Raw genomic sequence first — 25,432 nt, 5'->3', positions numbered from 1 at the left:
AGCTTATTCAGGGATGCCGTATAATTTTAGACCGGCGACCGCTCTCGTCCGCCGCGCCCTCCGATCAAAGAAAGTAATAAATGAATAACACCGTGTCCCATACCGTCATGTCCAAGACCGATGCCCAGCTGCGCGAAATCCTGGCGCGCCGCATCATGATCCTCGATGGCGCGATGGGCACGATCATCCAGCAGTACAAGCTCGACGAGACCGCCTACCGTGGCGGCCCGGCAGGACGCTTCATCGACTTCGCGGCGCCGGCGGACAGCGGCGCGCGCGAGCTGTTCGTCAAGGGTAACAACGAACTGCTGACGTTGACGCAGCCGCACGTGATCCAGGAGATCCACGAGCGTTACCTGGCCGCCGGCGCGGACCTGATCGAAACCAACACCTTCGGCGCCACCACGATCGCGCAGGACGACTATCACATGGCCCACCTGGCCTACGAGATGAACCTGCAGGCCGCGAAACTGGCGCGCGCCGCGTGCGACAAGTACAGCAGCGCCGACAAGCCGCGCTTCGTCGCCGGCGCGCTGGGGCCGACGCCGAAGACGGCGTCGATCTCGCCGGACGTCAACGACCCGGCCGCGCGCAACATCACCTTCGACCAACTGGTCGAGGCCTACCACCAGCAAACCAAGGCGCTGGTCGAAGGCGGCGTCGACGTGCTGCTGGTCGAAACCATCTTCGACACCCTGAACTGCAAGGCCGCGCTGTTCGCGATCGACAAATTCTATGCCGAGAATCCCGGTGTGCCGCGCCTGCCGCTGATGATCTCCGGCACCGTCACCGACGCGTCGGGCCGCATCCTGTCCGGCCAGACCGTGCCGGCCTTCTGGAACTCGGTGCGCCACGCCAAGCCGCTGACGATCGGTCTCAATTGCGCGCTGGGCGCGGCGCTGATGCGCCCCTACGCGCAGGAACTGTCGCAAATCGCCGATACCTTCGTCTGCATCTACCCCAACGCCGGCCTGCCCAACCCGATGAGCGACACCGGCTTCGACGAACTGCCGGCCGACACCTCGGCGCTGCTGCGCGAGTTCGCCGACGCCGGCTTCGTCAACATCGCCGGCGGCTGCTGCGGCACCACGCCGGACCACATCAAGGCCATCGGCGAGATGCTCGCCACCACCGCGCCGCGCGCGGTGCCGGACGTGCCGGTGGCGCAGCGCCTGTCGGGCCTCGAACCGTTCACCATCGACGAGAGCTCGCTGTTCGTCAACGTCGGCGAGCGCACCAACGTCACCGGCTCGAAGGCGTTCGCGCGCATGATTTTGAACGAGCAGTACGACGAGGCGCTGTCGGTGGCGCGCCAGCAGGTGGAAAATGGCGCCCAGGTCATCGACATCAACATGGACGAGGCGATGCTCGACTCGCAGGCGGCGATGACGCGCTTCCTGAACCTGATCGCGTCGGAACCGGACATCTCGCGCGTACCGATCATGATCGACTCGTCGAAGTGGTCGGTGATCGAAGCGGGCCTCAAATGCGTGCAGGGCAAATCGATCGTCAACTCGATCTCGATGAAGGAAGGCGAGGAGGAGTTCATCCGCCAGGCGCGCCTGTGCCTGAGCTATGGCGCCGCCGTCATCGTCATGGCCTTCGACGAAAAAGGCCAGGCCGACACCTTCGAGCGCAAGATCGAAATCTGCGAGCGCGCCTACAAGCTGCTGGTGAACACGGTCGGCTTCCCGCCGGAAGACATCATCTTCGACCCGAACATCTTCGCCATCGCCACCGGCATCGAAGAGCACAACAACTACGCGGTGGACTTCATCAACGCCACCCGCTGGATCAAGGACAACCTGCCGCACGCGAAGATCTCGGGCGGCGTCTCCAACGTCTCGTTCTCCTTCCGCGGCAACGACCCGGCGCGCGAGGCGATCCACACCGTCTTCCTGTACCACGCCATCAAGGCCGGCATGACCATGGGTATCGTCAACGCCGGCATGGTCGGCGTCTACGACGACCTGCCGGCCGAGCTGCGCGAACGGGTCGAGGACGTGGTGCTGAACCGCCGAGACGACGCCACCGAGCGCATGATCGACATCGCCGGCACCCTGAAGGCCGGCGCCGGCAAGCAGGACGCGCAGAACCTGGAATGGCGCAACGCCCCGGTGGAAAAGCGCCTGGCGCACGCGCTGGTGCACGGCATCACCCAGTTCATCACCGACGACACCGAGGAGATGCGCCAGCAGGTCTTGGCCGCCAACGGCCGTCCGATCCACGTGATCGAAGGCCCGCTGATGGACGGCATGAACATCGTCGGCGACCTGTTCGGACAGGGCAAGATGTTCCTGCCGCAGGTGGTCAAATCGGCGCGCGTGATGAAGCAGGCCGTGGCCCACCTAATCCCGTACATCGAAGAGGAAAAGCTGGCCGAGGAAAAGCGCACCGGCATCGTCGCCAAACCGAAGGGCAAGATCGTCATCGCCACCGTCAAGGGCGACGTCCACGACATCGGCAAGAACATCGTCTCGGTGGTCCTGCAGTGTAATAACTTCGAGGTGGTGAACATGGGCGTGATGGTGCCCTGCTCCGAGATCCTGGCGCGCGCCAAGCTGGAAAACGCCGACATCATCGGCCTGTCCGGCCTGATCACGCCGTCGCTCGAGGAGATGGCCTACGTCGCCAAGGAGATGCAGCGCGACGAGCATTTCCGCATGCTCAAGATCCCGCTGCTGATCGGCGGCGCCACCACCAGCCGCGCCCACACGGCCGTCAAGATCGCCCACAACTACGAGGGGCCGGTGGTGTACGTGCCGGACGCCTCGCGTTCGGTGTCGGTGGCGCAGTCGCTGCTGACGCCCGAAAGCCGCCAGCAGTACATCGACGACATCGCCGAGGACTATGTGCGCATCCGCGAGCAGCACGCCAACAAGAAGGCGCTGCCGATGCTGTCGCTCAAGGACGCCCGCGCCAACAAGATGAAACTCGCCTTCGACGGCGCCGGCGCGCCGGTCAAGCCGAAGTTCATCGGCCGCCGCGAATTCAAGAACGTCGACCTGGCCACCATCGCGCGCTACATCGACTGGGGCCCGTTCTTCCAGACCTGGGACCTGGCCGGCCCGTTCCCCGCCATCCTGACCGACGAAGTGGTGGGCGAAGCGGCCACCAAGGTGTTCGAGGAAGGCCAGGCGCTGCTCAAGAAAGTCATCGACGGCCGCTGGCTGACCGCCAACGGCGTCATCTCGCTGCTGCCGGCGAACACGGTCAACGACGACGACATCGAGATCTACACCGACGACACGCGTGCCACCGTCGACTTCACGTATTACGGCCTGCGCCAGCAGGGCGTCAAGCCGGTGGTCGACGGCGTGCAGCGGCCGAACCAATGCCTGTCCGACTTCATCGCCACCAAAGCGTCGGGCGTGAAGGATTACATCGGCATGTTCGCCGTCACCGCCGGCCTGGGCATCGAAAAGTACGAGAAGCGCTTCGAGGATGCGCACGACGACTACTCGTCGATCATGCTCAAATCGCTGGCCGACCGGCTGGCCGAAGCCTTCGCCGAATACCTGCACGAGCGCGTGCGCAAGGACCTGTGGGGCTACGCGGCGGGAGAAGAGCTCAGCAACGACGACATGATCGCCGAAAAGTACGCCGGCATCCGTCCCGCGCCGGGCTACCCGGCCTGCCCGGAGCACACGGTCAAGCGCGACATGTTCAAGACCATGCAGGCCGAAGAGATCGGCATGGAGCTGACCGAATCGTTCGCCATGTATCCGGGCGCGGCCGTCTCCGGCTTCTACTTCGCGCATCCGGAATCGAAGTACTTCGTGGTCGGCAAAATCGGCGAGGACCAACTGGCCGACATGGCCGCCCGCCGCAAGGTCGACAAGGCCGAGCTGGAGCGCTGGCTGGCGCCCAACCTGTCTTAAACGCAACTCCGGGGTCAGGTCCACCTTTTCTACACGGGCTGGACATTGGACCTGGCGCCGCGCGCTAATCGAGCGGCGGAATGGCGCCCTCCGCCAACGTCTTAAGCAGGCGCGCGCGGCGCCGCTCCAGCTCCGCGATTTGTTCTTCGATCGACGCCAGCCGCTTGCGCTGCGCGTCGGTGGTCTCGCTGCACGCGGCCGCCCCTTCAATCATCAACATACAATCGGGAAACGAACGGATCTCCGCCAGGCTGAATCCGCTCGCAATCATGCGCTGGATCTGCCGGACCTGGGTGACGGCCGCCGGAGGGAACACCCGATAGCCGTTGCTGGCGCGCAGCGATTTAAGCAGCCCGTGTTCGTCATAGTGGCGGATCGAGCGCGCGCTGGCGCCGGTGGCGGCGGCCAGCTTGCCGATGCTGAGCGGCTCGGAATGGTTTGCTTTGGTCATGCGCACAGCATAGCATTTTCCGCTTGCCCCTGACACCGGTGTGAGGGTTGACACTACGCGCTCCCGATCAACTTTTGGAGCCGCACCATGTCACCGTCGCCCGTTTTCCCATCAATACTTTCCCTGCTGCGCGCCATGCTGCTCGCCTGCGCGCTGGCCGCCGCGTCCACCAGCGCGCAGGCGGGAACCAAAACCTATACCGTCACCGCGCCTGACGGCGTCACACTGGCGGTGCGGGAGTCGGGCGATCCGCAAGGCGCCGCGGTCATCTTCATCCACGGCCTGCTGGGTAGCACTCTCAACTGGGAAGCGCAGGTCGGAGATCCACGGCTCCAGCGCTACCGTCTGATCAGCTACGACATGCGCGGGCACGGGCTGTCCGGCAAGCCGGCCGGTGCCGAGGCGTACAGCGACGGGCGACGCTGGGCCGACGATCTGCAAGCCGTCATCAAGTCGTCGCGGGCGGCCAGGCCGGTGCTGGTCGGCTGGTCGCTGGGCGCCGCGGTCATCTCGAATTATCTGGCGGCGTACGGGGATGGCGCGATCGCCGGGGCGGTCTACGTCGACGGCGTGATCGAACTCAAACCGGAGCAGATCGTCGCCCACCCCGGGATCTACCGCGACCTGAACGCGCCCGACTTGAAAACGCACCTGGATGCGGTGCGCGATTTCCTGCGCCTGTGCTTCCACACCCAGCCCGCGGCGCCCGACTTCGAGCGCCTGCTGGCCAACGCCGCCGTGGCCTCCTGGGACATGCAGCGCGCGGTCCAATCGATGAACGTCGATCTTGCCGGCTTGGGCAAGGCCAAGGTTCCGGTTTTGCTGGTCTACGGCGCGCGGGATGCGCTGGTCAAGGCGCGGCCGGCGATCGCCAGGGCGTCCGAGGTGAATCCGCGTATCCGCGGCAAGCTCTACGACGCCTCGGGCCACGCGCCGTTCATTGAGGAAGCGGATAGGTTCAACCGCGATCTGTCCGGCTTCGTCGACGGCCTGGAACGCTGAGCGGCACGCAGGTTCAGGTTTTGGCAACGTTGAACTTTTAAGAACGCGGGCGGACTAACAAGGTACGCCGTCGTTCGGCGCTTACCAGGGAGGCAAATATGGCAAATACATCCAACACGTCCGCCAAGCGCTGGCAGGACCAGCTGATCCTGCTACTGGGCTTGTGGTTCTTCATCACACCCTGGGTGTTCGGCTATCCGATACCGTCGCTGCAGGCCTGGACCGCGTTCATTTCCGGCGCGGTGATCGCGCTGCTGGCGGCGTTCGATCTGTACAAGACCTACTTCTGGGCCGTCACGATCAACCTGCTGCTGGGAATCTGGGTGGCGGTATCGCCGTGGGTGCTGGGGCTGGCCGACAACCTCGAGTTGACGTGGAACTCGCTGATCGTCGGCGTCGCGGTGGCGGTGCTGGCGCTGTGGGAGATGCGCACCGATCCGGAGTTGGTCAAGCATTGGCCGGGGGCCGGGCACGCGACGTAGGGCGGATTAGCGCAGCGTAATCCGCCCTACGTGATTCCGAGGTGATTGGGAAGTCAACGCAGAGTGTGACAGCCACCATCACAGCGCGTACCGCACCACGTTGTCGCTCCACTCGAACGCGGCCAGCTCCAGCTCCACCAACTCGTCGGTGGACATCGCCAGATTGCGCAGCGCGGGTACGATGTGCTCGTCCATCTCTTCGATGCGCTCGATGCATTCGGCCAGCTTGAGCAGGTCGCCGTAGAAGCCGTCACGATACAGCAGCGCTTGCGAAACGTCGTCGTTGACCGGTATCTGCGCCAGGATATCCGCCATCGGCATGCCGAACAAGGTATCCATCAGCGACATGATGCCGACCGTGAAGGCGATATCGGCGACATGGCGCTGGCTCGGCCGCAGCTTGCCGGCCAACAGTTCCAGCAGGCGGCCGCGCGTGGTCGCCAGCATCAGCAACGGCGTCATGCTGTGGCCGCGCTTGCTCGGTTCGGCATATAGCATGATCTGCAGCCAGCGCTGCAACTGGCGCCGGCCCAGCAGGGTCACCGCCTGGCTCAGCGAATCGATGCGCTGGCGCGCACCCACCGCCGGCGTGTTCACCAGCCGCAGCAGATTGAGCGCCAGCGAGACGTCGCGCTTGATCGCGCGCTCGATATCGATATTGTCGGCGTCCGACGTCACCAGGGTCATCAACTCCATCACCGCCAGCTGCGACGGCGACAGCTTCTTGCCGCTCATGATCACCGGCCGCGAGAAATAATAGCCCTGGAAATAATCGAACTCCAGGTCCAGCGCGTTCTTGAATTCCTCGCGGGTTTCGACCTTCTCGGCCACCAGCTTCTTTTTCTGCTGGCGGAAGCGCGGCGCCAGTTTTATCAAGGTCGACAGCGGCGTGCTGCGCATGTCCATTTTGACGTACTCGATCCACGGCAACAGCGCGACGACGGCCTCGTTCTCGCCGCTGACATCGGCCAGCGCGAAGCGGAAACCCTGGCCCGCCAGCTCCTCCACGCGCGCCAGCAATCGCGGCGTGACGGGCTCGGTGGCGCACACCTCCAGCACCATTTTTTCACGCGGCAAGAAGGAAAAAATGTCGGTCATGACGACATCGGCGTCGACATTGACAAAGCCGAGCGCATCGCCGACGGTCCTTTCCATGCCCAGCTGCGAGGCGTGGGCGATCACCGCCGCCGTCGCCGACAGCTCCGTGGTGATATGGGCCGGCCCCACCGGAGCGTTACGGAAAAGCAATTCGTAACCGAACAAGTTCTGGTTACGGTCGAGGATGGGCTGGCGTCCCAGATAGAATTCGCGCACGCGCAGATTGCGCGGGCCGGCGTCATGTTGGGAGAGATCGATCATTGCTTCTGCCATTCTTGTCAGGGAGCGAATATTTCGCTGTACTAAGATTTTGACAGTAATGACCCCGGCTGTCTTGAGAATTTAGCGTTTAATCAACCGCTTGTGGCACACCGTCGATAAAAAGCTTCAGTTCGCCACTGGCAAAAGCTGTCCATTTTTCATTGGTCGTTAGCGGTTGGGTAACGATAATGGCCACCCGATCATTGGGGGTCGTCACCTGGGAGAAATCGACGCTGACATCCTCGTCGGACAGCTTGGCGGTATCGAACGGATATTTGCGCACCAGGTAGAACAAGTTGGTCGAGCAATGGGCGAACAGCTCGCCGCCGGACGACAGCAGCATGTTGAAGGTGCCATGTGCGGCGATCTCGTCGACCAGCGCGCCCAGGGCGGCCCGCAATTCCGCCAGCTGAGGCCGCTGTTCGCCGAAACGGGCCCGCAACTGCTGCAAAATATAGCAAAACGCGCGCTCGCTGTCGGTGTTGCCAACCGGACGGAAGGCGCCGTTCAGCAGCGGATGGAATTCCTTGAGGTCGCCGTTATGGGCGAAGACCCAATACTGCCCCCACAGTTCGCGTACGAACGGGTGGCAATTCTCCAGCGCGACCCGGCCCTGCGTGGCCTTGCGGATATGCGCGATGACATTGGTGGATTTGATCGGATAGCGCTTGATCAGCTCGGCGATCGGGGAAGCGATGGCCGCCTGGTGGTCGACGAAGTGACGCACGCCCGCGCCTTCGAAGAAGGCGATGCCCCAGCCGTCATGGTGGGTGTCGGTATGGCCGCCGCGCATGGCGAAGCCGGTGAAACTGAACACGATGTCGGTCGGGACATTGCAGTTCATGCCGAGTAGCTGACACATTATTTCTTTTCTCTTATAGCGATTGACTTGCGACCGACAATATAACAGCTGGAGGCGAAAAACCAATGACAGCGGCCGGCGACTGCATTAACCAATTACAACATCGGCGCCCGCGCCCGGGAAGACGACATTCTTTTTGCATATAAGATCACGGGGCATTACCGATGGCATCCAAACAAAGCCAGCCGCGAAAGCGAACAGGGCGGATTACCGTAAGGTAACCCGCCCTGTGGATTCAAACGAGCGGCCAGACCGCTCTAGTCGTCAGTGCAACAGCACCGGATGACTCATGAGTTCGTCGTAACTGCCCAAAAATTCATCAATCTCAGCCATGGTCGGCTCGCCGGCGATCAGTTCGTTGACGTCGCGGCGGAAATTCTGTGCCAGGATGCCATTGATAAAAATCTCCCGCTTGCCGCCTTTGTCGACGATTTCATAACCGCCAAAGCGCAATGCATCCAGACTACGATCGGCGCCGAATTCGACAACGCTGTATTGCTCGCTGTTATAGATGAGGTTCATTTTGCTTCCTTTCTCCAGGGGCGAAACACTGCTCGGTTTCACTTCACTACCCACATGGGGCTCAAAGTGGACGATTCAAGTCTAAAGAACAGGACCCGATCTGCAGGCAGGGCTTAGGCCTCGATGTCGGATTGCAAGTCTAGCAAGTCGCCGTACGGGGGCTCGGACAGCCATGCACGCAGCAGTTCGAGGTGTTCAGCAGTAGCCAGACTGATGTAGAGCCGCGCCGGTGGATGACGCAGCACACGATTCAATGTTACCCGCAAAACGAGATTCCCGCTGCAATGGAGACAGCCAGGGGCAATTCGCAACACTTTTGGAACAGGAGCAACACCGACGGGACCGTCGGCGGCATCGAAGGCGAGTGCCGAACCGCCGTCCGACAAACCTTCCAGAATAATAACAGTGGGCAATTCCATGCCACCATCCCGGGACAAACGCGCGGCAATGGCCGCCTCGCGCGCGCCGGCGCGGTCGCCGGTCACCAGCCACGTCGGCACCGGCGCCCGGACGAGGGCGCCGGCTATCCCAACACCGCTCACGGCGTCAGAGGTTTTTTTTGGCCAGCTTGCCCGGCTCCACGCCCAGCTGCTTGAGCTTGCGGTACAGGTGGGTGCGCTCGAGGCCGGTTTTCTCGGCCACGCGGGTCATGCTGCCGCCTTCGCGGCCCAGATGGTGCTCGAAGTACATGCGCTCGAAGGCGTCGCGCGCCTCGCGCAGCGGCAGGTCGAACGACAGGTTGAACATGTGGTTGTCGGCGCCGGCGATGGTGGCGCCGCCGCGCACCGCGATCGCGGCGGCGGGGTTGGGCGGGTTGAAGCCGACGCTGGGCGCCTCCTCCTGCTGGACCGCCGCCGGACGTGGCGCCAGCACCGGCGCGCGCACCGTTTCCTGCGCCCGCGTCAAGCCCTGCTGAACCGCCTTGAGCAGCTTTTGCAGCGCGATCGGTTTCTCCAGGAAATTGAGCGCGCCGATGCGCGTGGCCTCGACTGCCGTATCGATAGTCGCATGGCCGGACATCATGATCACGGGCATGGTCAGCAAGCCATCACGCTGCCATTCCTTGAGCAAGGTGACGCCGTCGGTATCCGGCATCCAGATATCGAGCAGCACCAGATCCGGCGCGCCGCCGGCGCGCGCTTCGCGTGCCTGCTGCGCGTTCTCGGCCAGCTGTATTGCGTGTCCCTCGTCGCTCAAGATTTCCGAGAGCAACTCGCGGATACCCATCTCATCGTCCACTACCAGAATGTTTGCCATCTTCCCTTGCCTTCCTCATTTTCGCCATCGATGCGGCAAATGATTTTGTATTGAACTTAACTTCAAGTATTGTGCGTCGTCGGTGCTAACTTTAACAGCAAAATCAATACAGACGCGCCACTTCCATCGACATGATTCTGGATATCAATCCTGCCCCCATGCTCGTCGATAATTTTCTTCACCATCGCCAACCCCAGGCCGGTGCCGCGCGCCTTCGACGTCACGTACGGCTCGAACGCCCGCGCCAGGATCTTGGGCGCGAACCCGGGGCCGTTGTCGACGATCGCCAACCGCACCGCCACGCGCGTGCTGCCGTCCGCACCCTGATAATGGATGGCTTCGCTGACGACGTCAATGCGCGGCTGCATGTCCGGCCGCCCGGCCGCCTGCTCGGCCATCGCATCCTGCGCGTTTTGCAGCAGGTTGTGGATCACCTGGCGCAGCTGCGTGGCGTCGCCCATCACCAGCGGCAGGCCGGCGGCCAGCTGCGGATGGATGATGTCGTCGCCCTCGCCGCTCACGTACAGGTGCAGGATCTCCTCGACCAGCGCGTTCAGGTCGAGCGGCTCGAGCACCGCCGGCGGCGTGCGCGCGTAGTCGCGGAAATCGTCGACCATGCGCTTCATCGCCGCCACCTGGTTGACGATGGTGGCGGTTCCCTTGTTGAGCAGCACGACGTCGTCCGGCGCCAGCTTACCCTCAAGTTTCATTTGCAGGCGTTCGGCTGACAACTGGATCGGCGTCAGCGGATTCTTGATCTCGTGGGCCAGGCGGCGCGCCACCTCCCCCCAGGCGATCGAGCGCTGCGCCGAGATGACGTCGGAGATATCGTCGAACACCACCAGGTAGCCGCTGCCGCCCTCGATCGGCAGGCGCGAGCCGCGCGTGAGCAGGGTCAAATCGTTGTCGTCCAGGCTGGTGGAACGGCGCGGCACCTCGATCTGGCGCTGCCAGTGCAGGCGCTGCAGGTTGCGTCCGGCGGCCGACTGCGCGCTCTGCGCGGCGAACGCGGCGACGATGGCGGCGCCGAATTCCTGCATGCCCTCGACCTCGTTGAGCTTGCGCCCTATCATCGTCACGCCGGCTTGCTGCAGGATGCGCTCGACCGAATCGTTGAAGCTAATCAGATGGAACTCGTGGTCCAGCACCATCACGCCGGCCGACATATTGGCCAGCACCGATTCCAGGTGGGCCTTGGCGTTTTGCAGCGCCGCGCGGTTGCGCTCGACGGCGCTGCGGGCGTCCGACAGCTGGCGCGTCATCGTGTTGAACGACTGCGTCAACGTGCCCAGCTCGTCGGAAGTGGCGACGATCGGGCGCGGCGACAGGTCGCCCTCGGCCACCGCGCGCGTGCCCTCGGCCAGCAGCAGCAGCGGCTGCGCCAGGTCGCTGGCGATCAGGAAGGCGCTGGCGATGGCGCCGAACACGGCCAGCAGCAAGGTCAGCGTCAAGGTGACGATGTACATCTTGCGCAGGCCGACGCGGGCCACGAAGCGCTCCTTGTAGTTGGAATAGGCGCTGCGGATGGTCTCGCCGTCGGCGGCCAGTTGCGCCGGCGCCAGCTGGATCAGTTGCAGGTAGCGCGGCGCCAGCTGGGTGCCGTTGGGCCGCACACGGTCGGGAATGGCCATCACCACCCGCAATCGCAGCTGGCTGAGGCTGTCCTGGGCGTTGACGGGGGCGTCGACCAGGTCGCTGCGCAGCTCGTTGCCGCCCTCGGGCGCGCCGTAGGATTCGTCGCTCTTGGCCTTGGCCATCATCTCGCGGGTCGGCAGGTCGGCGCTGAGGTTGCCGCTGCGGCTGGCGCGGGCGCTGACCACCAGCCCGCCCTCGGCGTCGACGATGATGGCGTTCTGCATGCCGGGCTGCTCCTTGACCAACTGGGCCAGGATGATGCGCTCGGTGCCGTCGCCCTCGCCGGCGAGGCGCTGGGTGGTGCGGGCGGCGGTCGCGGTGAGCTCGTTGAGCGAGCGGTCCAGGCCCTCGCGGCTCAGGTTGATGCCAGATTCGAGCGCCTCCTCGACCGGCACGTTGAACCACGATTCGATCGAGTGGGAGACGAACTGCACCGACACCAGGAAGATCACCAGCCCGGGCAGCACGCCGACGGCGGCGAACAGCAACACCAGCCGCGTCATCAGCTTGGAGCCGAACTTGCCGCTCTTGTAGCGCGCATACAACCGGAACAGCGACACCGCCACCAGCAGCAGCAGCGCGCCGGCCACCGCCGCGTTCAGGCCCAGCAACCAGGCGTAGTAGCGGTCGAAAAAGCCGGAATTGTCGGAGGCCGAGGCCAGCAGGAACAGCAGGATGCTGACGACGGCGCCGCCGATGACGGCAAAATACCGGAGCGCTGTGCTCACTTACTCGGCCTTGTAGAGGAAGGTTTTCTTGTCGGACGCCAGGCGCCATTCATTGTTGTTGAGGGCGTTGATCTGGATCGGCTTGGGCAGGTAGTTCGGGTCCAGTCCCATGCTCAGCTTGACGCTATAGGTCTCGCCGACCTTGAGCGCGCCGCGCGGCGCCACGATCCAGCGGTTGGGGCGGCGGATCAGGAACAGCGCGTCGTCGAGCGACGAGAAACTCTGCCGCACGCTGCCGATGACGGCCACGTGGTACTGGCGCGTGAGCACGTTGTACGACAGGCTGATGGTCTGGCGCGCGACGATGGCCTTCTCGTCGAACCAGTACCAGCGCGGACGGGTGAATTCGATGCTGGTGGTGAAATACAGCACCACGCCGTATTGCAGGGTGTCTTCCAGGCCGTGGCTGAGATCGAAACCGTAATTGGCCGACAAGCGGTAGCCCTCGTCGGTGGCCTCCACATAGGCCCGCTTGATCTCGACGCCGTCGGCAGCGCTGGCCGCCTGCGGCAGCGCGCAGGCCAGTATCAGCAGCAAGGGCCCGATCAGCAGGCGAAAAAATCGTTGTATCACGTGTGGGCCGGTGCTCAATAGGTGCGTAATACGCGGGGGTGCGACAGGAAATGCAGCAAATAAACAGGCAAAACGCTTACGCATTTTTCTGGAAAAGCGCGTAGAACAAACCATCGTGGTCCTGGCCGTCGCCGCCGGCCGGCAGCAATTGACCGGGCGCGTCGAGCCGCACCGCATTGTTGCGCACGGCGAAGGCGGCGGCCTGCGCTTCCGATTCCTGCGGCCACAAGGAACACGTTACGAACAGCAATTTACCATCCGGGGCAAGCATCTGCCAAAGGTTGTCGAGGATTTTGGCCGAAAGTGTTGCAAGTTGGAGCGTGTCGCCCTTGCGGCGCAGCCAGCGGATATCCGGGTGGCGGCGCACGATGCCGGAGGCCGTGCACGGCACGTCGGCCAGGATGCGGTCGAATTGTTTGCCGTCCCACCAGGTCGACGTTTGCGCCTCGGCCGCCTGCAATGCGGCTTTCAGCTGCAATCGCTGCAGATTTTCCTCGACCCGCGCCAGGCGCTTGGGGTCGGCGTCGAGCGCGGTCACATCGGCGTCGGCCAGCTCCAGGATGTGGCAGGTCTTGCCGCCGGGCGCGGCGCAGGCGTCGAGCACGCGCATGCCGTTTTGCACGTCCAGCAGTGGCGCGGCCAGCTGGGCGGCGGCGTCCTGCACCGACGCCAGGCCGTCGGCGAAGCCCGGAATCAGGCCCACGCCGACCGGTTTGGCCAGCCGCACGGCGCTCGGGCCGATTTGCGTGGCGTCCATGCCGGCGGCGGCCAAGGTCGCCAGATACTGTGCCACCGAGGTTTTGCGGACGTTGACGCGCAACGTCAGCGGCGGCGCGGTGTTGCCGCTCGCCAGCACCGCCTGCCAGTCCTGCGGCCAGGCCGCGCGCACCGCGTCGATCCACCATTGCGGGTAGTTCCATTTGGCCAGCGGCTGCAGCAGCGCCGTCTCGAGCAGCGCCTTGCGCTCGCGCAGGAAACGGCGCAGCACGGCGTTGACCATGTTTTTGGCGCGCGCGGTGTCCGGGTGGGCGTCGGCCGCCGTCACGGTCTGGTCGACGACGGTGAATTCCTCGTACGGCTTGACGGCGTCGGGCGCCGTCATCAGGGCCAGCGCGCAGGCCAGCAGCGCGCCGACCAGCGGATCCGGCGCCTTGGGCGCCATCAGCGCGATCAGGGTCTCGCTCTGGCCCAACTGGCGCATGCAGCGGTAGGCGATGTCCTGCATGGCGCCGCGCGCCTGCGGGGTGGCATCGTTTTTCGCCCACACCTGGGCCAGCGCCTGCGGCAGATTGGTGCCGGTGCGGACCTGGGCCACCGCGTGCGCCGCGCCGATCAGGCTAAAAGCGAGCGAATCGGGCCGCAGGCCGGTCTGGAAGCTGGTTTGCAGCGCCGGTTTCAGGTCACGCGCATGGCTGGCGCGCAGCTTGGGCGCTGCCGCCTTGGCGGGTGACTTCAGTGAGAGCGTCGGGCGCTGCTTGTTCATATGCTAATTCCAGAGAGCGGCCGGCAGCCGTGATCGCGCAGTATACAGTAGTGCCACAGCAGCGCATATGACAAGTCGCCGACAAGAATGTAAAAGTCGGTTAGCCGCCACCCCTCGCTTCCCCTCGCATGCGCCCCCCGCACGGCGGCGGGAGCGCTCGGCTACCCTCACCGGCTCCGTGCAAACCAGTATAATGACCATTGTTTGGCCGGTGCCAGAGCGCCGGCCGTTTTCGCTTTCAGATGAATTTTTTAGCGCGGCCCGGCCGCCATTTCGCTCATGCTCGCCCAACAAAAACAAGATATCACCGCCCTGTTCCAGGCCGCCCTCGCACCGATCCTGGCCGGGACGGAAGTCACCGGCAACGTCGTGCTGGAGCGCCCGCGCGACCCGTCGCACGGTGACGTGGCCTGTAACATCGCCATGCAACTGGCCAAGCAGCTCAAAATGAACCCGCGCGAACTGGCCACCAAGGTGGTCGAGGCGCTGCTGGCCAACCCCGCCGGCAAGGGCCTGGTGGAGTCGGCCGACATCGCCGGCCCGGGCTTCATCAACCTGCGCGTGAGCGCCGCCGCCAAGCAGGCCGTGGTCAAGGCCGTGCTGGCGCAGGGCGCCGCCTACGGCAGCAGCGATACGGGCGCCGGCAAGAGCGTGATCATCGAATTCGTCTCGGCCAACCCCACCGGCCCGCTGCACGTGGGCCACGGCCGCCAGGCCGCGCTGGGCGACGCGCTGTCGTCGCTGTTCGGCTCCCAGGGCTACAAGGTCACCCGCGAGTTCTACTACAACGACGCCGGCGTGCAAATCCAGACCCTGGCCAATTCGGTCCAGGCGCGCCTGCGCGGCTTCAAGCCGGGCGACGCCCAGTGGCCCGAATCGGCCTACAACGGCGACTACATCGCCGACATCGCCGAGGACTTCAAGGCCAAAAAGACCGTTTCGGCCTCCGACGGCGCCCCGGCCACCGCCTCCGGCGACATCGACGACATCGAATCGATCCGCGCCTTCGCCGTGACCTACCTGCGCAACGAGCAGGATATCGACCTGCAGGCCTTCGGCGTCAAGTTCGACAACTACTACCTCGAATCTTCGCTGTACGCCGACGGCAAGGTCGACGCGGCCGTCGACATGCTCAATAAATCCGGCAAGACGTACGAGGAGGAAGGCGCGCTGTGGCTGCGCACCGAGGACTACGGCGACGACAAGAACCGCGTGATGCGCAAGAAGGACGGCACCTACACCTACTTCGTGCCGGACGTGGCCTACCACATCGTCAAGTTCCAGCGCGGTTTCGGCCAGGCGATCAACGTCCAGGGCTCCGACCACCACGGCACCATCGCCCGCGTGCGCGCCGGCCTGCAGGCCGTCAACGTCGGCGTCCCGCAGGGCTTCCCGGACTACGTGCTGCACAAGATGGTCACCGTGATGAAGGGCGGCGAGGAGGTCAAGATCTCCAAGCGCGCCGGTTCCTACGTCACCGTGCGCGACCTGATCGAATGGTCCGGTGGCGGCGACATCACCAAGGGCCGCGACGCGGTGCGCTTCTTCCTCATCTCGCGCAAGGCCGACACCGAATTCGTGTTCGACGTCGACGTCGCGCTGAAAACCTCGGATGAAAATCCGGTGTATTACGTGCAGTACGCCCACGCGCGCATCTGCCGCATGCTCGAACAGTTCACCGGCGACGTCGCCGCGCTGGCCGATGTCGACCTGTCGCCGCTGACCGCGCCGACCGAGGCGACCCTGCTGGCGACCCTGGCCGCGTACCCGGAGACGCTGGCGCGCGCCCAGGCCGAACTGGGCCCGCACCAGATCGCGTTCTACCTGCGCGACCTGGCCGCCAACCTGCACAGCTTCTATTTCGCCGAACGCGTGCTGGTCGACGACGAGGCGCTCAAGGCGGCCCGTATCGCGCTGATGGTCGCCACCCGCCAGGTGCTGCAAAACGGCCTGGCGCTGATCGGCGTCTCCGCTCCCAACAAAATGTAATTGCGAAGGATATCCCGCACAATGAATTTCCGTACCAGTCTCACTCCGCGTTCGCGCCAACAGGGCAACACCTTCATCGGCATCGTCATCGGCCTGGTCATCGGCCTGACCGTCGCCGTCGTCGTCGCGCTGGTGATCAACAAGGGGGCCTCCCCGTTCACCGACAAGGGGCGCAGCAACAAGAGTACGGAAACGACCGCGGGCCAGGCGGCCGATCCGAACAAGCCCATGTACGGCAGCAAGGAAGCGGCGCGCGCGGCGGCCAAGGACTTGAGCCGCGATCCTCCGCCGGCCGCCCCGGCACCCGCTCCGGCGCCGGCTCCGAAAGCGCCGGCGGCCGATCCGCTGCAGGCGGTGGTCGACCGCATCCAGGGCGCGGCGGCCGACAAGCCGAAAACCGTTCCTTCGGCGTCGAACGTGACGCCGACGCCGGTCGCCAAGACCCCGGCCAACACCGCCGCACCGGCGGCGGGCGCCGCCACCGCGCCGGCCAACGGCGGCGACGAAAAGTACATCTATTACCTGCAGGCCGGCGCCTTCCGCGAGGTGGCCGACGCCGAAAGCGCCCGCGCCAAGCTGGCACTGCTCGGCTTCGAGGCCAACCTGTCGGACCGCACCACCGACACCGGCGTGCTGCACCGGGTTCGCATCGGCCCGTTCAACCAGGTCGAGGCGATGAACAAAGTCCGCAGCAAGTTGTCTGAAAACGGCGTCGACGTCGCAGTCGTGCGCAATCAAAAGTAACGAACCAAGCCAGGAGTAATGATGCGAATTCTGAAATACGTTTTGAGCGCGCTGATGCTGAGCGCTGTCGCCTTGTCGTCGGCCTCCGCATCCCCTGCCGATCCGAAGAACGGCGTCGAGTACAAAACCCTGCCGACGCCGCAGCCCGTCGACACCGGCAAAAAGGTGGAAGTGATCGAGTTCTTCGACTACGCCTGCCCGCACTGCCACGCGCTGGACCCGTCGCTGACCGCATGGGTCAAGAAACAGGGCGACAACATCGTCTTCAAGCGCACGCACATTTCACGCACCAACACCGAGCTGCCGCAGCAGAAAATGTTCTACACGCTGGAAGCCATGGGCCTGATGAACGAAGCGATCAACACCAAGATCTTCAACGAGATGCACGTCAACCGCAACCGCATGAACCGCGACGAGCTGGTGTTCGACTTCATCGCCAAGCAGGGCATCGACCGTCAGAAATTCATCGACGCCTATCGCGGTTTCGGCGTGCAGGGCCGCGTCCGCAAGGCCACCGCGATGATGGACACCTACGGCGTCGACTCGTGGCCGATGTTCGCCATCGACGGCAAGTATGTGACGTCGCCATCGATGTCCGACGAAGGCTCCAAGACCGCCACCAGCGAGGCCCAGCTGCACGCCCAGGGCCTGCAGGTGATGGATATCCTGGTCGCGAAAGCGAAAGCGGAAAAGAAGTAAGCATGCCCTCCAAAGACGCGTTGACAACGGCTTCGGCCCGGCGGCCGGCGCCACCTGGCGCCCGGGCATGAGCGGTCAGCGCGTCTTCATCACCGGCGCCTCCAGCGGCATCGGCGCCGCGCTCGCGGCGCAATACGCGTCGCAAGGCGCCGTCCTCGGGCTGCTGGGCCGGCGCGGCGAGGCGCTCGATAGCCTGATCGCCTCACTCCCCAATTCGGAAAAACACCGCGCCTACGTCGTCGATGTGCGCGACCACGCGGCCATCGCCGCCGCCGCGCGCGACTTCCTGGCCCATGCCGGCGGCGTCGACGTGGTCATCGCCAACGCCGGCATCTCGGCCGGCACCTTGACCGAGTTCGCCGAGGACCTCGCGGTGTTCGAAGCCATCATCGCCACCAACGTGGTCGCCACCGCCGCCACCTTCGCGCCGTTCATCGCGGCGATGAGGGCGCAGCGCACGCCGGCGCGGCTGGTCGGCATCGGCAGCGTGGCAGGCATACGCGGCCTGCCGGGCGCCGAGGCGTACAGCGCCTCCAAGGCGGCCGTGATCAGCTACTGCGAATCGCTGCGGCTGGAGATGAAGCCCTATGGCATCAAGGTTGTCACGCTCTGCCCCGGCTACATCGATACGCCGATGACCAAGGTGAATCCTTATCCGATGCCGTTCCTGATGGCGCCTGAAAAATTCGCCGCCAAGGCCGCGCGCACCATCGCCGCCGGCGCCAGCTATGCCGTCATTCCGTGGCAAATGGGCGTGGTCGCCAAGGTGCTGCGCCTGATGCCAAACGCCGTCTACGATTTCGCCTTCGCCAGGGCCCCGCACAAACCGCGCAAGGCCGCACCATGACCGCCGCATCCCTGTCCTCATCTTTATCCCTGTCGCCGGAGGCCGTCGCCGCCCGCTGCGCCACCAGCGCCACCCACGTGGCTATCGAAGTCGTCGCCGAAACCGGCTCCACCAACGCCGATCTGCTGGCCCGCATCGACACGCTGGACGGCCCGCTGCTGCGCATCGCCGAGAACCAGACCGCCGGCCGTGGCCGCGCCGGGCGCAGCTGGCTGTCCACGCCGGGCGCCGCGCTGATGTTCTCGCTGGCTTGGCGCTTCAAGGGACCGTTGCACCGCATGACCGGCCTGCCGATGGCGGTCGGCGTGGCGCTGGCCGAGACCATCGCCTCGCTGGGCGTGCCGGTGCAAATCAAATGGCCCAACGACCTGCTGCGCGACGGTAAAAAGCTGGCCGGCATCCTGGTCGAAACGCAAACCTCGCGCAAGGACGGCGATGGCGCCGTCTGGGCCGTCATCGGCGTCGGCATCAACCTGCTGATGCCCGACGAACTGGAAGAACAGATCGGCCGCGCGGTGGCGGCCGCGCCGTGGCTGGCGAAAATGGACCGCAACGAATTGATGGCCGCTTTACTGAGCCGCCTGGCCGCCGTGCTGGCCGAATTCGACGACACCGGCTTCGCGCCCTTCGCCGAGCGCTGGAACCTGCTGCACGCGTGGCAGGGGCGGGACGTCGTCATTCTCGACCACGGCCAGGTGCTGCAACAGGGCCGCGCGGCCGGCGTCGACGCCATCGGGCGGCTGATGCTCGACACGGAGCACGGACGCGTCGAGGTGCTGTCCGGCGACGTCTCGCTAAGGTTGTCGTCAACCATCCCCTCCTCCATCGGATTATCATGATTTTACTGATCGACGCCGGCAACACCCGCGTCAAATGGGCGCTGGCCGAGGCGGACGCGCAGCCCGGCGCATGGCTGGCGCATGGCGCCGTGGTCCACGCCGACCTCACGCAGCTTGAACTGATCTGGGGCGAAGCCGTCGCCCAGCGTCCGGTAGAGCGCATCCTGATCGCCAACGTGGCCGGCAACGCGCTGCGCGTCCACCTCGAGTATGTGCTGCAGCGGACCTTCCCCGCCATGCCGCTGGCGCAGGCGATCGACTGGTTCGAATCGCGGCCGACGCTGGCGGGACTGACCAACGGCTACCGCAATCCCGCGCAACTGGGATGCGACCGTTTCGCCGCCGCCATCGCCGGCCACACCCTGGCGCCGGGTCGCGCCATCGTCGTCGCCAACTGCGGCACCGCCACCACCATCGACGCCATCACCGCCGACGGCGTTTTCCTGGGCGGGATGATCCTGCCCGGCCTGGGTCTGATGGCCAGTTCGCTGGCGCGCAACACGGCGCGGTTGCCGCAAATTGCACAAGACGGTAAGCTGCCTGACGGATTCGCCGACAATACCGACGACGCCATCTTGAGCGGCTGCCTGGCCGCGCAGAGCGGCGCCATCGAGCACGCGTTCGCGCGGCACCAGGCGGCGGAATGCATCATCTCCGGCGGCGCGGCGCCCTACATCGCGCCGATGCTGAAGGTGCCGCATCGTATCGTCGAGAATATCGTGCTGATAGGCCTGCACGCCGCCGCTACCGGCGCGGCGCGGGCCCTCTGAATCGAATTGCCCCACCGAGGAAGCCCGTGCTGAAGTTTATTTTCTGGTCGCTGTTAGCCGTCAACGCCGCGCTGTTCGCGTATGGGCGGGGCTATCTCGGTCACTTCAGCGGCAACGAGCGCGAACCGGCACGCCTTGTCAACCAGCTTAACGCCAATCAGCTGACCATCGTTTCGGCGGAGCGGGCCGGCCATGCGCCCGCGGGCGCCGCCGCGGGCGATGCGGCCAGCGCGCCGGTTGACGGCAAGGCCGCGCCGCAGCCGCTGGCGTGCGTGGAGATCGGCAGCTTCGTCATCGCCGACGCGCGCCGGTTCGAAGCGCGTCTGGCCGCGTTGAATCTGGGCGACCGCCAATCGCGCCGCAACCTGCCGGGCACCGAGATATCGAGCTACATCGTGAACATCCCGCCGATGGGCAGCAAGGAAGCCGCCGACAAAAAAGCGGCCGAACTGCGCGGGCTGGGGGTAACCAATTACTTCGTCATGCCGGACAACTCGCCGATGCGCTGGGCGATCTCGCTCGGCGTGTTCAAGAGCGAAACGGCGGCGCAGAACCAGTTGGCGGCGCTGGTCAAGCAAGGCGTGCGCACCGCGCGCGTCACACCGCGCATGAGCGGCAGCAAGCTGCTGGCATTCCAGTTCCGCGACGTCGACGCGGAATTGCAAGCCAACCTGGAAAAGATCCGCGCCGATTTCCCGAATACCCAGACCCACGGTTGCAAGTGACCGTTTATCCGGCAATGCCAACGATAACGCATGCACGGCGGATTACGCTGCGCTAATCCGCCCTACGTAGTTCAGAAAACGCGTGCGACCACGATTGTTTCGGGACCACGGAGACACGTAGGGCGGATTAGGCGGAACGCCGTAATCCGCCATGTGCGAGCCGCCAAACGGCCCATACCTCAGCGCTGGACGACAATCGGCTTGAGGCTCAACGACGACGGCAACCCCTGCGCCGCCTGCAACGCCTCCTGGCGGCTGGCAAACGGTCCGCCGAACAAACGGTGCACCGGCCCGCTCTGCACCACTTCCAGGGTTGAAAAACCATTCCCCGTCAGCTTTCCCCGCACGGCTTCCGCGTTCTCCGCCCGCGTGTAAGCGCCAAGCTGCAGATAAAAGCCGCTGGCGGCGGCCGGCACGCTATCGGCCAGCATCAACGTCTCGATCTCGGACTTCGCGCCCGGCGCGGCCGCCGAAGCAACCGCCGGCGCGGCAGCCCCACCTCCACCCGATACCGCCTTCGGCGTCAATACCAACGGCTGCGGCGTCGTCGACAGCTGCTTGCCGCCCTCCCCCGCATACGATGACAACCGCGCCCCGGACGGCGACGACGTCTGCAAGCGCGGCGCCTTCGTACCCGACACGCCCTCCTTCGTCGCCAGCATGCGGTCGATCTCCTCGGGCAGAATGCGCTCGATTTTCAGCTCATGGCTGCCCTTGCCCAGCAAACCCAATTTCAACGCCGCCGTGTACGACACGTCGATGGCGCGCTTGGCATGGAAAGGCCCCCGGTCGTTGATACGCACGATCACCGTCGCCCCGCTGACCATGTTCGACACACGCGCGTACGATGGAATCGGCAGCGTCGGATGCGCGGCCGTCATCTTGTACATATCGTATATCTCGCCCGACGACGTGCGCTGGCCATGGAACTTTTTGCCGTACCAGGTGCCCACGCCCACCTGCGTGAACGGCTCGTTGTCCGTGATCGGCGTATAGGTCTTGCCAAAGACGACATAAGGGCGGTTGGAGCGCGGCAGCAGCGGATCGTTGCGCACGTCGGCATCCGGCACATCGGCCAGATTGTCCGGCGGCGCGTCGCCGGGGCCGTCGTCCTGGTAGTAGCCACCCCGCCCCGAGTTAGCCGGCGGCAGCGCCGGCAGGCCGGTGGCCGGCTTGGTGGCGGACGGCGCCTTGATCACAGGTCCCGAGGTACGTGGCGGCCGGGAGGTCGTTTCGTCCGATGTCGGAACGGTGCCGCAGCCGGCCAGCGCCAGCATGGCCAGCGCCACGCAGGCGTTCCGTAGTTGGCTTCGGTTCATACACATGGCGTCGTCCTCATTGGTTTTTCCGCACCACCGGTGCCGGTTGCGTGGTGGGCGCCGGAGCGGCCGGCGCCGGGGCTGGCGCGGGCGCCGGCGCGTCCGGTGCCGCCGGCTGTGCCGGCGCCGTGCCGTTCGCGTCGCCGGTCACACCGGCGCCACGCTCCAGCCTTGCGGCCGCGGCCTGCTCTTCCAAGGTCTGACCTTCCACCGGCACGATTTCTTCCGCGTCTTCTTTTTCCACTTTGGTTGTATCCTTTCCGGCCGGGCGTTTGCCCAGCAGGTAATAGTCGAGGGCCTTGCGCGCGATAGGCGCCGCTTCCAGGCCACCCTTGCCGGCGTTCTCCACCACCAGCGCGATCGCGATGCGCGGTTTCTCGGCCGGCGCGAAGGCGGTGAACAACGCGTTGTCGCGCAGGCGTTCCGCCAGTTTGGCGGCATTGTACTTGTCGCCCTTCTTAATCGTGATCACCTGTGCCGTACCGGTCTTGCCGCCGACGCGGTATTGGGCGCCGGTGAACGCGCGCACGCCGGTGCCGCCGGCCTCCGTGGTCACGCCGACCATCGCGTTCTTGATGAAATCGATGTTCTCCTGCTTGAGCGGAATCCGATAGCTCTCCTTCGACACCGTCAGCGCGCGCGCGCGCGTGGCGCCATCCTCGATTATCTTCACCAGGTGCGGCTTCATCACCACGCCGTCGTTGGCCAGGTTGGCCACCGCGTGCGCGATCTGCAGCGGGGTGTAGGCGTTGTAGCCGGATCCGTTACTGATCGAGATCGTATCACCACCTACCCAGCGCCCCGCCGCACCCTTGAAACGCTTGCGCTTCCACTCCTGCGACGGCAGCACGCCGACCTTCTCGTTGAAAAGGTCGATGCCGGTCTTCTGGCCAAAACCGAAGGGCTTCATGAAATCGTGGATCATATCGATCCCCATGTCATGACCCAGCTCGTAGTAATAGGTGTTGCAGGAGACGACGATGGACTTGTGCATGGCGACCGAACCATGGCCTCCGACCACATCGTCGTTGAATTTGTGGCCGCCCAGGTAGTAGTAGCCGGGATCGTAGGTGGCCTGGGTGGTGGTGCGCTTGCCCAGCTCCAGCGCCGCCAGCGCCATGAAAGGCTTGAAGGTGGACCCAGGCGCATAGGTGCCCGACAGCGGCCGGTTCACCATGGGCCGGTCCAGCGAGGTGTTGAGCTCATTCCAGCTCTGCGTGTCGATGCCGTCGACGAACAGGTTCGGATCGTAACCGGGCCGCGACACGTACGCCAGGATATCGCCGGTGGAAGGCTCGATCGCCACCAGCGCGCCGCGCCGGTCCCCGAAGGCGTCCTCCACCACCTTCTGCAACTCGATATCGATCGACAGGATCAGATTGCTGCCCGGGACGGCGGGTTTGCGCGACAAGGTACGCACCGCCCGGCCGCCGGCCGTCACCTCCACCTCTTCATAGCCGGTGCGGCCGTGCAGCTGCTGCTCGTAGCTTTTTTCCAGCCCCTCTTTGCCGATATGGTCGGTGCCCTTGTAGTTGGTGGCGTCCTCGCCGTCGTCGATGGCATTGGCCTCGGCGCGGCTGATGCGGCCGATGTAGCCGATCACGTGCGACGCCGTCTCGCCCAGCGGGTACTGGCGGAACAGGCGCGCCTGCACCTCGACGCCACGGAAGCGGAAGCGCTGCGCCGAAAATCGCGCCACCTCCTCGTCGGTCAACCGGGTGCGCAACGGCACGCTCTCGAAACGCTTGGACTCCTCCATCAGCTTCTTGAAGCGCTTGCGGTCCTTTACTTCGATGTTGACCAGTTTGGCCAACTCATCGATCGTCTCGTCCAGCGTCGCCGTCAGCTTGGACGGCGTGATCTCCAGCGTGTAGGCCGAGTAGTTGCGCGCCAGGACAACGCCGTTGCGGTCCAAAATCAGCCCGCGATTCGGCGTGATCGGGACGATGGCGATACGGTTCTCCTCCGCCTTGACGACAAAATCGTCGTGCTTGATCACCTGCAGCCAGATGAAGCGCGCCAGCAGCAATCCAAAACAGACGAAAACCGCCAGGCCCAGCACCGCGATCCGCGTGCGGAACTCTTTCAGTTCGCGCTCGGTGTCTTTGATCTCCATCATGCCAGCGCACCCCACGCCGGCGCGCCGGAACCGCTACGCACGCTGCGGCTGTGCCGCTGGATGCTCATTAAAATGCCGGCGCCAAGGCCCAGTGTCAGCAGCGCGGTGCCGCCATAGCTCATGAACGGCAGCGGCACGCCGACCACCGGCACGATACCGCTGACCATGCCCATGTTGACGAAAGCGTAGGTAAAGTAAATCATCGTAATGGCGCCCGCCAGCAGGCGCGTGAAGAAAGTGGATGCATTCAGGGCGATGGAGAGCCCGCGCCAGATCAGCAGCAGGTACAGCACCATCAGCACCAGATTGCCGGTGAGGCCGAATTCCTCTGAGAAGACGGCGAAAATGAAATCGGTGGTGCGCTCGGGGATGAACTCCAGGTGCGTCTGCGTGCCGTGGGTCCAGCCCTTGCCCGCCGCGCCACCGGAGCCGATGGCGATCATCGACTGGATGATATGAAAGCCCTTGCCCAGCGGGTCGTGATACGGATCGATCAAGGTCAGCACGCGCTCGCGCTGGTAGTCGTGCATCACGGACCACAGCAACGGCATGCCGACGCAGGCTGCCGCCGCCAGCGCCGCCAGCGCCTTCCACGACAGGCCGGCGAGGAAGATCACGCAGGCGCCGGCCGCCACCACCAGCAAAGCCGTTCCAAGATCCGGCTGGCGCGCGATGAGGACCACGGGAACCGCCAGCAGCAGCGCGGCGACCGCGTACGCCTGCCAGCGCAACTGGCCGGCCTGGCGCTGGAAGAACCAGGCCAGCATCAGCGGCATGGCGATCTTCATGAATTCGGACGGCTGCAGCTGGATGCCGATGGTGATCCAGCGGCGCGAACCGCCTTTGATGGTGCCCACCAGCGCGACGGCGATCAGCAGCGCCACGGCCAGCGCGTACACCGGCACGGCGAGGCGCATCAGCGTTTGCGGTGGAATGTTCGCGGCCAGCCACATGACGAAGAAGGCGGCGGCGATATTGCGCAGCTGGTCCGACACCTTGCCCGGAATGGCGATGCCGGCCGAGTACAGCGTGACCAGTCCCACCGACAGCAAGGCGAGGATGATGACCGCCAGCGGAATGTCGAACACCATGACATGGGGGCGGAGGCGCTGCCATGGCGAGCGCCCGTCGTCGAAATGCATGCGG

General features: G+C 64.9%; 22 protein-coding genes. 10 read left to right on the top strand and 12 right to left on the bottom strand.

What is annotated here, in order from left to right; translation table 11 throughout:
• Window positions 1-107: 107 nt before the first annotated feature.
• Window positions 108-3,881 carry a methionine synthase gene (gene metH / locus AC07P1_RS24550; RefSeq protein ID WP_494698498.1) on the top strand — a complete coding sequence of 1,258 codons (3,774 nt, stop codon included), beginning with the start codon at window positions 108-110 and terminating at the stop codon, window positions 3,879-3,881.
• A 64-nt stretch (window positions 3,882-3,945) separates the two neighbouring features.
• On the opposite strand, the gene AC07P1_RS24545 is transcribed toward metH, so the two are convergent.
• Window positions 3,946-4,332, bottom strand: a complete 387-nt coding sequence (locus AC07P1_RS24545) for a MerR family transcriptional regulator (protein ID WP_494698301.1) — start codon at window positions 4,330-4,332, stop codon at window positions 3,946-3,948.
• A 135-nt stretch (window positions 4,333-4,467) separates the two neighbouring features.
• Between AC07P1_RS24545 and AC07P1_RS24540 the strand changes: the two genes are divergently transcribed.
• A complete protein-coding gene (locus AC07P1_RS24540) occupies window positions 4,468-5,334 on the top strand; it encodes an alpha/beta fold hydrolase (protein WP_494698497.1) in 867 nt (288 codons plus the stop codon).
• Window positions 5,335-5,432: 98 nt separating this feature from the next.
• Window positions 5,433-5,816: an SPW repeat protein gene (locus tag AC07P1_RS24535; RefSeq protein ID WP_494698300.1), complete on the top strand. Its 384-nt coding sequence runs from the start codon at window positions 5,433-5,435 to the stop codon at window positions 5,814-5,816.
• Window positions 5,817-5,894: 78 nt separating this feature from the next.
• On the opposite strand, the gene AC07P1_RS24530 is transcribed toward AC07P1_RS24535, so the two are convergent.
• The 8 genes from AC07P1_RS24530 to rsmB form a co-directional block, all read right to left on the bottom strand.
• The gene (locus tag AC07P1_RS24530; protein ID WP_494698299.1) at window positions 5,895-7,175 is read right to left on the bottom strand and encodes an EAL and HDOD domain-containing protein; all 1,281 of its coding nucleotides are present in this window, start codon (window positions 7,173-7,175) and stop codon (window positions 5,895-5,897) included.
• 88 nt (window positions 7,176-7,263) lie between these two features.
• Entirely contained in the window at window positions 7,264-8,037 is a 774-nt protein-coding gene (locus AC07P1_RS24525; RefSeq protein ID WP_494698298.1) for a class II glutamine amidotransferase, read from the bottom strand.
• 264 nt (window positions 8,038-8,301) lie between these two features.
• Window positions 8,302-8,559, bottom strand: a complete 258-nt coding sequence (locus tag AC07P1_RS24520; protein WP_090316980.1) for a BTH_I0359 family protein — start codon at window positions 8,557-8,559, stop codon at window positions 8,302-8,304.
• 113 nt (window positions 8,560-8,672) lie between these two features.
• A complete protein-coding gene (locus AC07P1_RS24515; RefSeq protein WP_494698297.1) occupies window positions 8,673-9,044 on the bottom strand; it encodes a GTPase in 372 nt (123 codons plus the stop codon).
• 61 nt (window positions 9,045-9,105) lie between these two features.
• On the bottom strand, window positions 9,106-9,816 hold the full coding sequence (locus AC07P1_RS24510; protein WP_494698296.1) for a response regulator: 711 nt from the start codon (window positions 9,814-9,816) through the stop codon (window positions 9,106-9,108).
• A gap of 62 nt (window positions 9,817-9,878) precedes the next feature.
• Complete coding sequence (locus AC07P1_RS24505) at window positions 9,879-12,179, bottom strand: sensor histidine kinase (RefSeq protein ID WP_494698295.1); 2,301 nt, start codon at window positions 12,177-12,179, stop codon at window positions 9,879-9,881.
• Window positions 12,180-12,836 carry a DUF4390 domain-containing protein gene (locus tag AC07P1_RS24500; RefSeq protein ID WP_494698294.1) on the bottom strand — a complete coding sequence of 219 codons (657 nt, stop codon included), beginning with the start codon at window positions 12,834-12,836 and terminating at the stop codon, window positions 12,180-12,182.
• A complete protein-coding gene (gene rsmB, locus AC07P1_RS24495; protein WP_494698293.1) occupies window positions 12,829-14,235 on the bottom strand; it encodes a 16S rRNA (cytosine(967)-C(5))-methyltransferase RsmB in 1,407 nt (468 codons plus the stop codon). Before rsmB ends, AC07P1_RS24500 begins: the two co-directional genes overlap by 8 nt.
• A 279-nt stretch (window positions 14,236-14,514) precedes the next feature.
• Here rsmB and argS point away from each other — a divergent pair, with 279 nt between their 5' ends.
• The 7 genes from argS to AC07P1_RS24460 all read left to right on the top strand — a co-directional run bounded on the left by argS (window position 14,515) and on the right by AC07P1_RS24460 (window position 20,848).
• The gene (gene argS, locus AC07P1_RS24490; protein WP_494698292.1) at window positions 14,515-16,224 is read left to right on the top strand and encodes an arginine--tRNA ligase; all 1,710 of its coding nucleotides are present in this window, start codon (window positions 14,515-14,517) and stop codon (window positions 16,222-16,224) included.
• Between the two features lie 21 nt (window positions 16,225-16,245).
• Window positions 16,246-16,968: an SPOR domain-containing protein gene (locus AC07P1_RS24485; protein WP_494698291.1), complete on the top strand. Its 723-nt coding sequence runs from the start codon at window positions 16,246-16,248 to the stop codon at window positions 16,966-16,968.
• A gap of 21 nt (window positions 16,969-16,989) precedes the next feature.
• Entirely contained in the window at window positions 16,990-17,667 is a 678-nt protein-coding gene (locus AC07P1_RS24480; RefSeq protein ID WP_494698290.1) for a thiol:disulfide interchange protein DsbA/DsbL, read from the top strand.
• A 67-nt stretch (window positions 17,668-17,734) separates the two neighbouring features.
• Entirely contained in the window at window positions 17,735-18,514 is a 780-nt protein-coding gene (locus AC07P1_RS24475) for an SDR family oxidoreductase (RefSeq protein WP_494698289.1), read from the top strand.
• Complete coding sequence (locus AC07P1_RS24470; RefSeq protein ID WP_494698288.1) at window positions 18,511-19,353, top strand: biotin--[acetyl-CoA-carboxylase] ligase; 843 nt, start codon at window positions 18,511-18,513, stop codon at window positions 19,351-19,353. The genes AC07P1_RS24475 and AC07P1_RS24470 overlap by 4 nt, the downstream gene beginning before the upstream one ends.
• Window positions 19,350-20,123, top strand: coding sequence for a type III pantothenate kinase (locus AC07P1_RS24465; RefSeq protein WP_494698287.1), 774 nt, complete (start codon window positions 19,350-19,352; stop codon window positions 20,121-20,123). Before AC07P1_RS24470 ends, AC07P1_RS24465 begins: the two co-directional genes overlap by 4 nt.
• Window positions 20,124-20,149: 26 nt before the next feature.
• Window positions 20,150-20,848 carry an SPOR domain-containing protein gene (locus AC07P1_RS24460; RefSeq protein WP_494698286.1) on the top strand — a complete coding sequence of 233 codons (699 nt, stop codon included), beginning with the start codon at window positions 20,150-20,152 and terminating at the stop codon, window positions 20,846-20,848.
• Between the two features lie 179 nt (window positions 20,849-21,027).
• On the opposite strand, the gene AC07P1_RS24455 is transcribed toward AC07P1_RS24460, so the two are convergent.
• Genes AC07P1_RS24455 through rodA form a run of 3 tightly spaced genes read right to left on the bottom strand, consistent with a single transcriptional unit; the run spans window position 21,028 to window position 25,428 of the window.
• Complete coding sequence (locus tag AC07P1_RS24455) at window positions 21,028-22,173, bottom strand: septal ring lytic transglycosylase RlpA family protein (protein WP_494698285.1); 1,146 nt, start codon at window positions 22,171-22,173, stop codon at window positions 21,028-21,030.
• Window positions 22,174-22,183: 10 nt separating this feature from the next.
• Entirely contained in the window at window positions 22,184-24,286 is a 2,103-nt protein-coding gene (gene mrdA, locus AC07P1_RS24450) for a penicillin-binding protein 2 (RefSeq protein ID WP_494698284.1), read from the bottom strand.
• Entirely contained in the window at window positions 24,283-25,428 is a 1,146-nt protein-coding gene (rodA, locus tag AC07P1_RS24445; protein WP_494698283.1) for a rod shape-determining protein RodA, read from the bottom strand. Before rodA ends, mrdA begins: the two co-directional genes overlap by 4 nt.
• Window positions 25,429-25,432 lie beyond the last annotated feature (4 nt).

Source organism: Duganella sp. GW821-FHT07F09 (assembly GCF_059418705.1).
This window is presented reverse-complemented; position numbering and strand designations above follow the sequence as displayed.

What these genes read in the sequence shown, in the direction of transcription:
- metH (WP_494698498.1), top strand. Translation starts at nt 108, where the DNA reads ATGTCCAAGACCGATGCCCAGCTGCGCGAAATCCTGGCGCGCCGCATC.
- AC07P1_RS24545 (WP_494698301.1), bottom strand. Translation starts at nt 4,332, where the DNA reads ATGACCAAAGCAAACCATTCCGAGCCGCTCAGCATCGGCAAGCTGGCC.
- AC07P1_RS24540 (WP_494698497.1), top strand. Translation starts at nt 4,468, where the DNA reads ATGCTGCTCGCCTGCGCGCTGGCCGCCGCGTCCACCAGCGCGCAGGCG.
- AC07P1_RS24535 (WP_494698300.1), top strand. Translation starts at nt 5,433, where the DNA reads ATGGCAAATACATCCAACACGTCCGCCAAGCGCTGGCAGGACCAGCTG.
- AC07P1_RS24530 (WP_494698299.1), bottom strand. Translation starts at nt 7,175, where the DNA reads ATGATCGATCTCTCCCAACATGACGCCGGCCCGCGCAATCTGCGCGTG.
- AC07P1_RS24525 (WP_494698298.1), bottom strand. Translation starts at nt 8,037, where the DNA reads ATGTGTCAGCTACTCGGCATGAACTGCAATGTCCCGACCGACATCGTG.
- AC07P1_RS24520 (WP_090316980.1), bottom strand. Translation starts at nt 8,559, where the DNA reads ATGAACCTCATCTATAACAGCGAGCAATACAGCGTTGTCGAATTCGGC.
- AC07P1_RS24510 (WP_494698296.1), bottom strand. Translation starts at nt 9,816, where the DNA reads ATGGCAAACATTCTGGTAGTGGACGATGAGATGGGTATCCGCGAGTTG.
- AC07P1_RS24500 (WP_494698294.1), bottom strand. Translation starts at nt 12,836, where the DNA reads ATGCGTAAGCGTTTTGCCTGTTTATTTGCTGCATTTCCTGTCGCACCC.
- rsmB (WP_494698293.1), bottom strand. Translation starts at nt 14,235, where the DNA reads ATGAACAAGCAGCGCCCGACGCTCTCACTGAAGTCACCCGCCAAGGCG.
- argS (WP_494698292.1), top strand. Translation starts at nt 14,515, where the DNA reads ATGCTCGCCCAACAAAAACAAGATATCACCGCCCTGTTCCAGGCCGCC.
- AC07P1_RS24485 (WP_494698291.1), top strand. Translation starts at nt 16,246, where the DNA reads ATGAATTTCCGTACCAGTCTCACTCCGCGTTCGCGCCAACAGGGCAAC.
- AC07P1_RS24480 (WP_494698290.1), top strand. Translation starts at nt 16,990, where the DNA reads ATGCGAATTCTGAAATACGTTTTGAGCGCGCTGATGCTGAGCGCTGTC.
- AC07P1_RS24475 (WP_494698289.1), top strand. Translation starts at nt 17,735, where the DNA reads ATGAGCGGTCAGCGCGTCTTCATCACCGGCGCCTCCAGCGGCATCGGC.
- AC07P1_RS24470 (WP_494698288.1), top strand. Translation starts at nt 18,511, where the DNA reads ATGACCGCCGCATCCCTGTCCTCATCTTTATCCCTGTCGCCGGAGGCC.
- AC07P1_RS24465 (WP_494698287.1), top strand. Translation starts at nt 19,350, where the DNA reads ATGATTTTACTGATCGACGCCGGCAACACCCGCGTCAAATGGGCGCTG.
- AC07P1_RS24455 (WP_494698285.1), bottom strand. Translation starts at nt 22,173, where the DNA reads ATGTGTATGAACCGAAGCCAACTACGGAACGCCTGCGTGGCGCTGGCC.
- mrdA (WP_494698284.1), bottom strand. Translation starts at nt 24,286, where the DNA reads ATGATGGAGATCAAAGACACCGAGCGCGAACTGAAAGAGTTCCGCACG.
- rodA (WP_494698283.1), bottom strand. Translation starts at nt 25,428, where the DNA reads ATGCATTTCGACGACGGGCGCTCGCCATGGCAGCGCCTCCGCCCCCAT.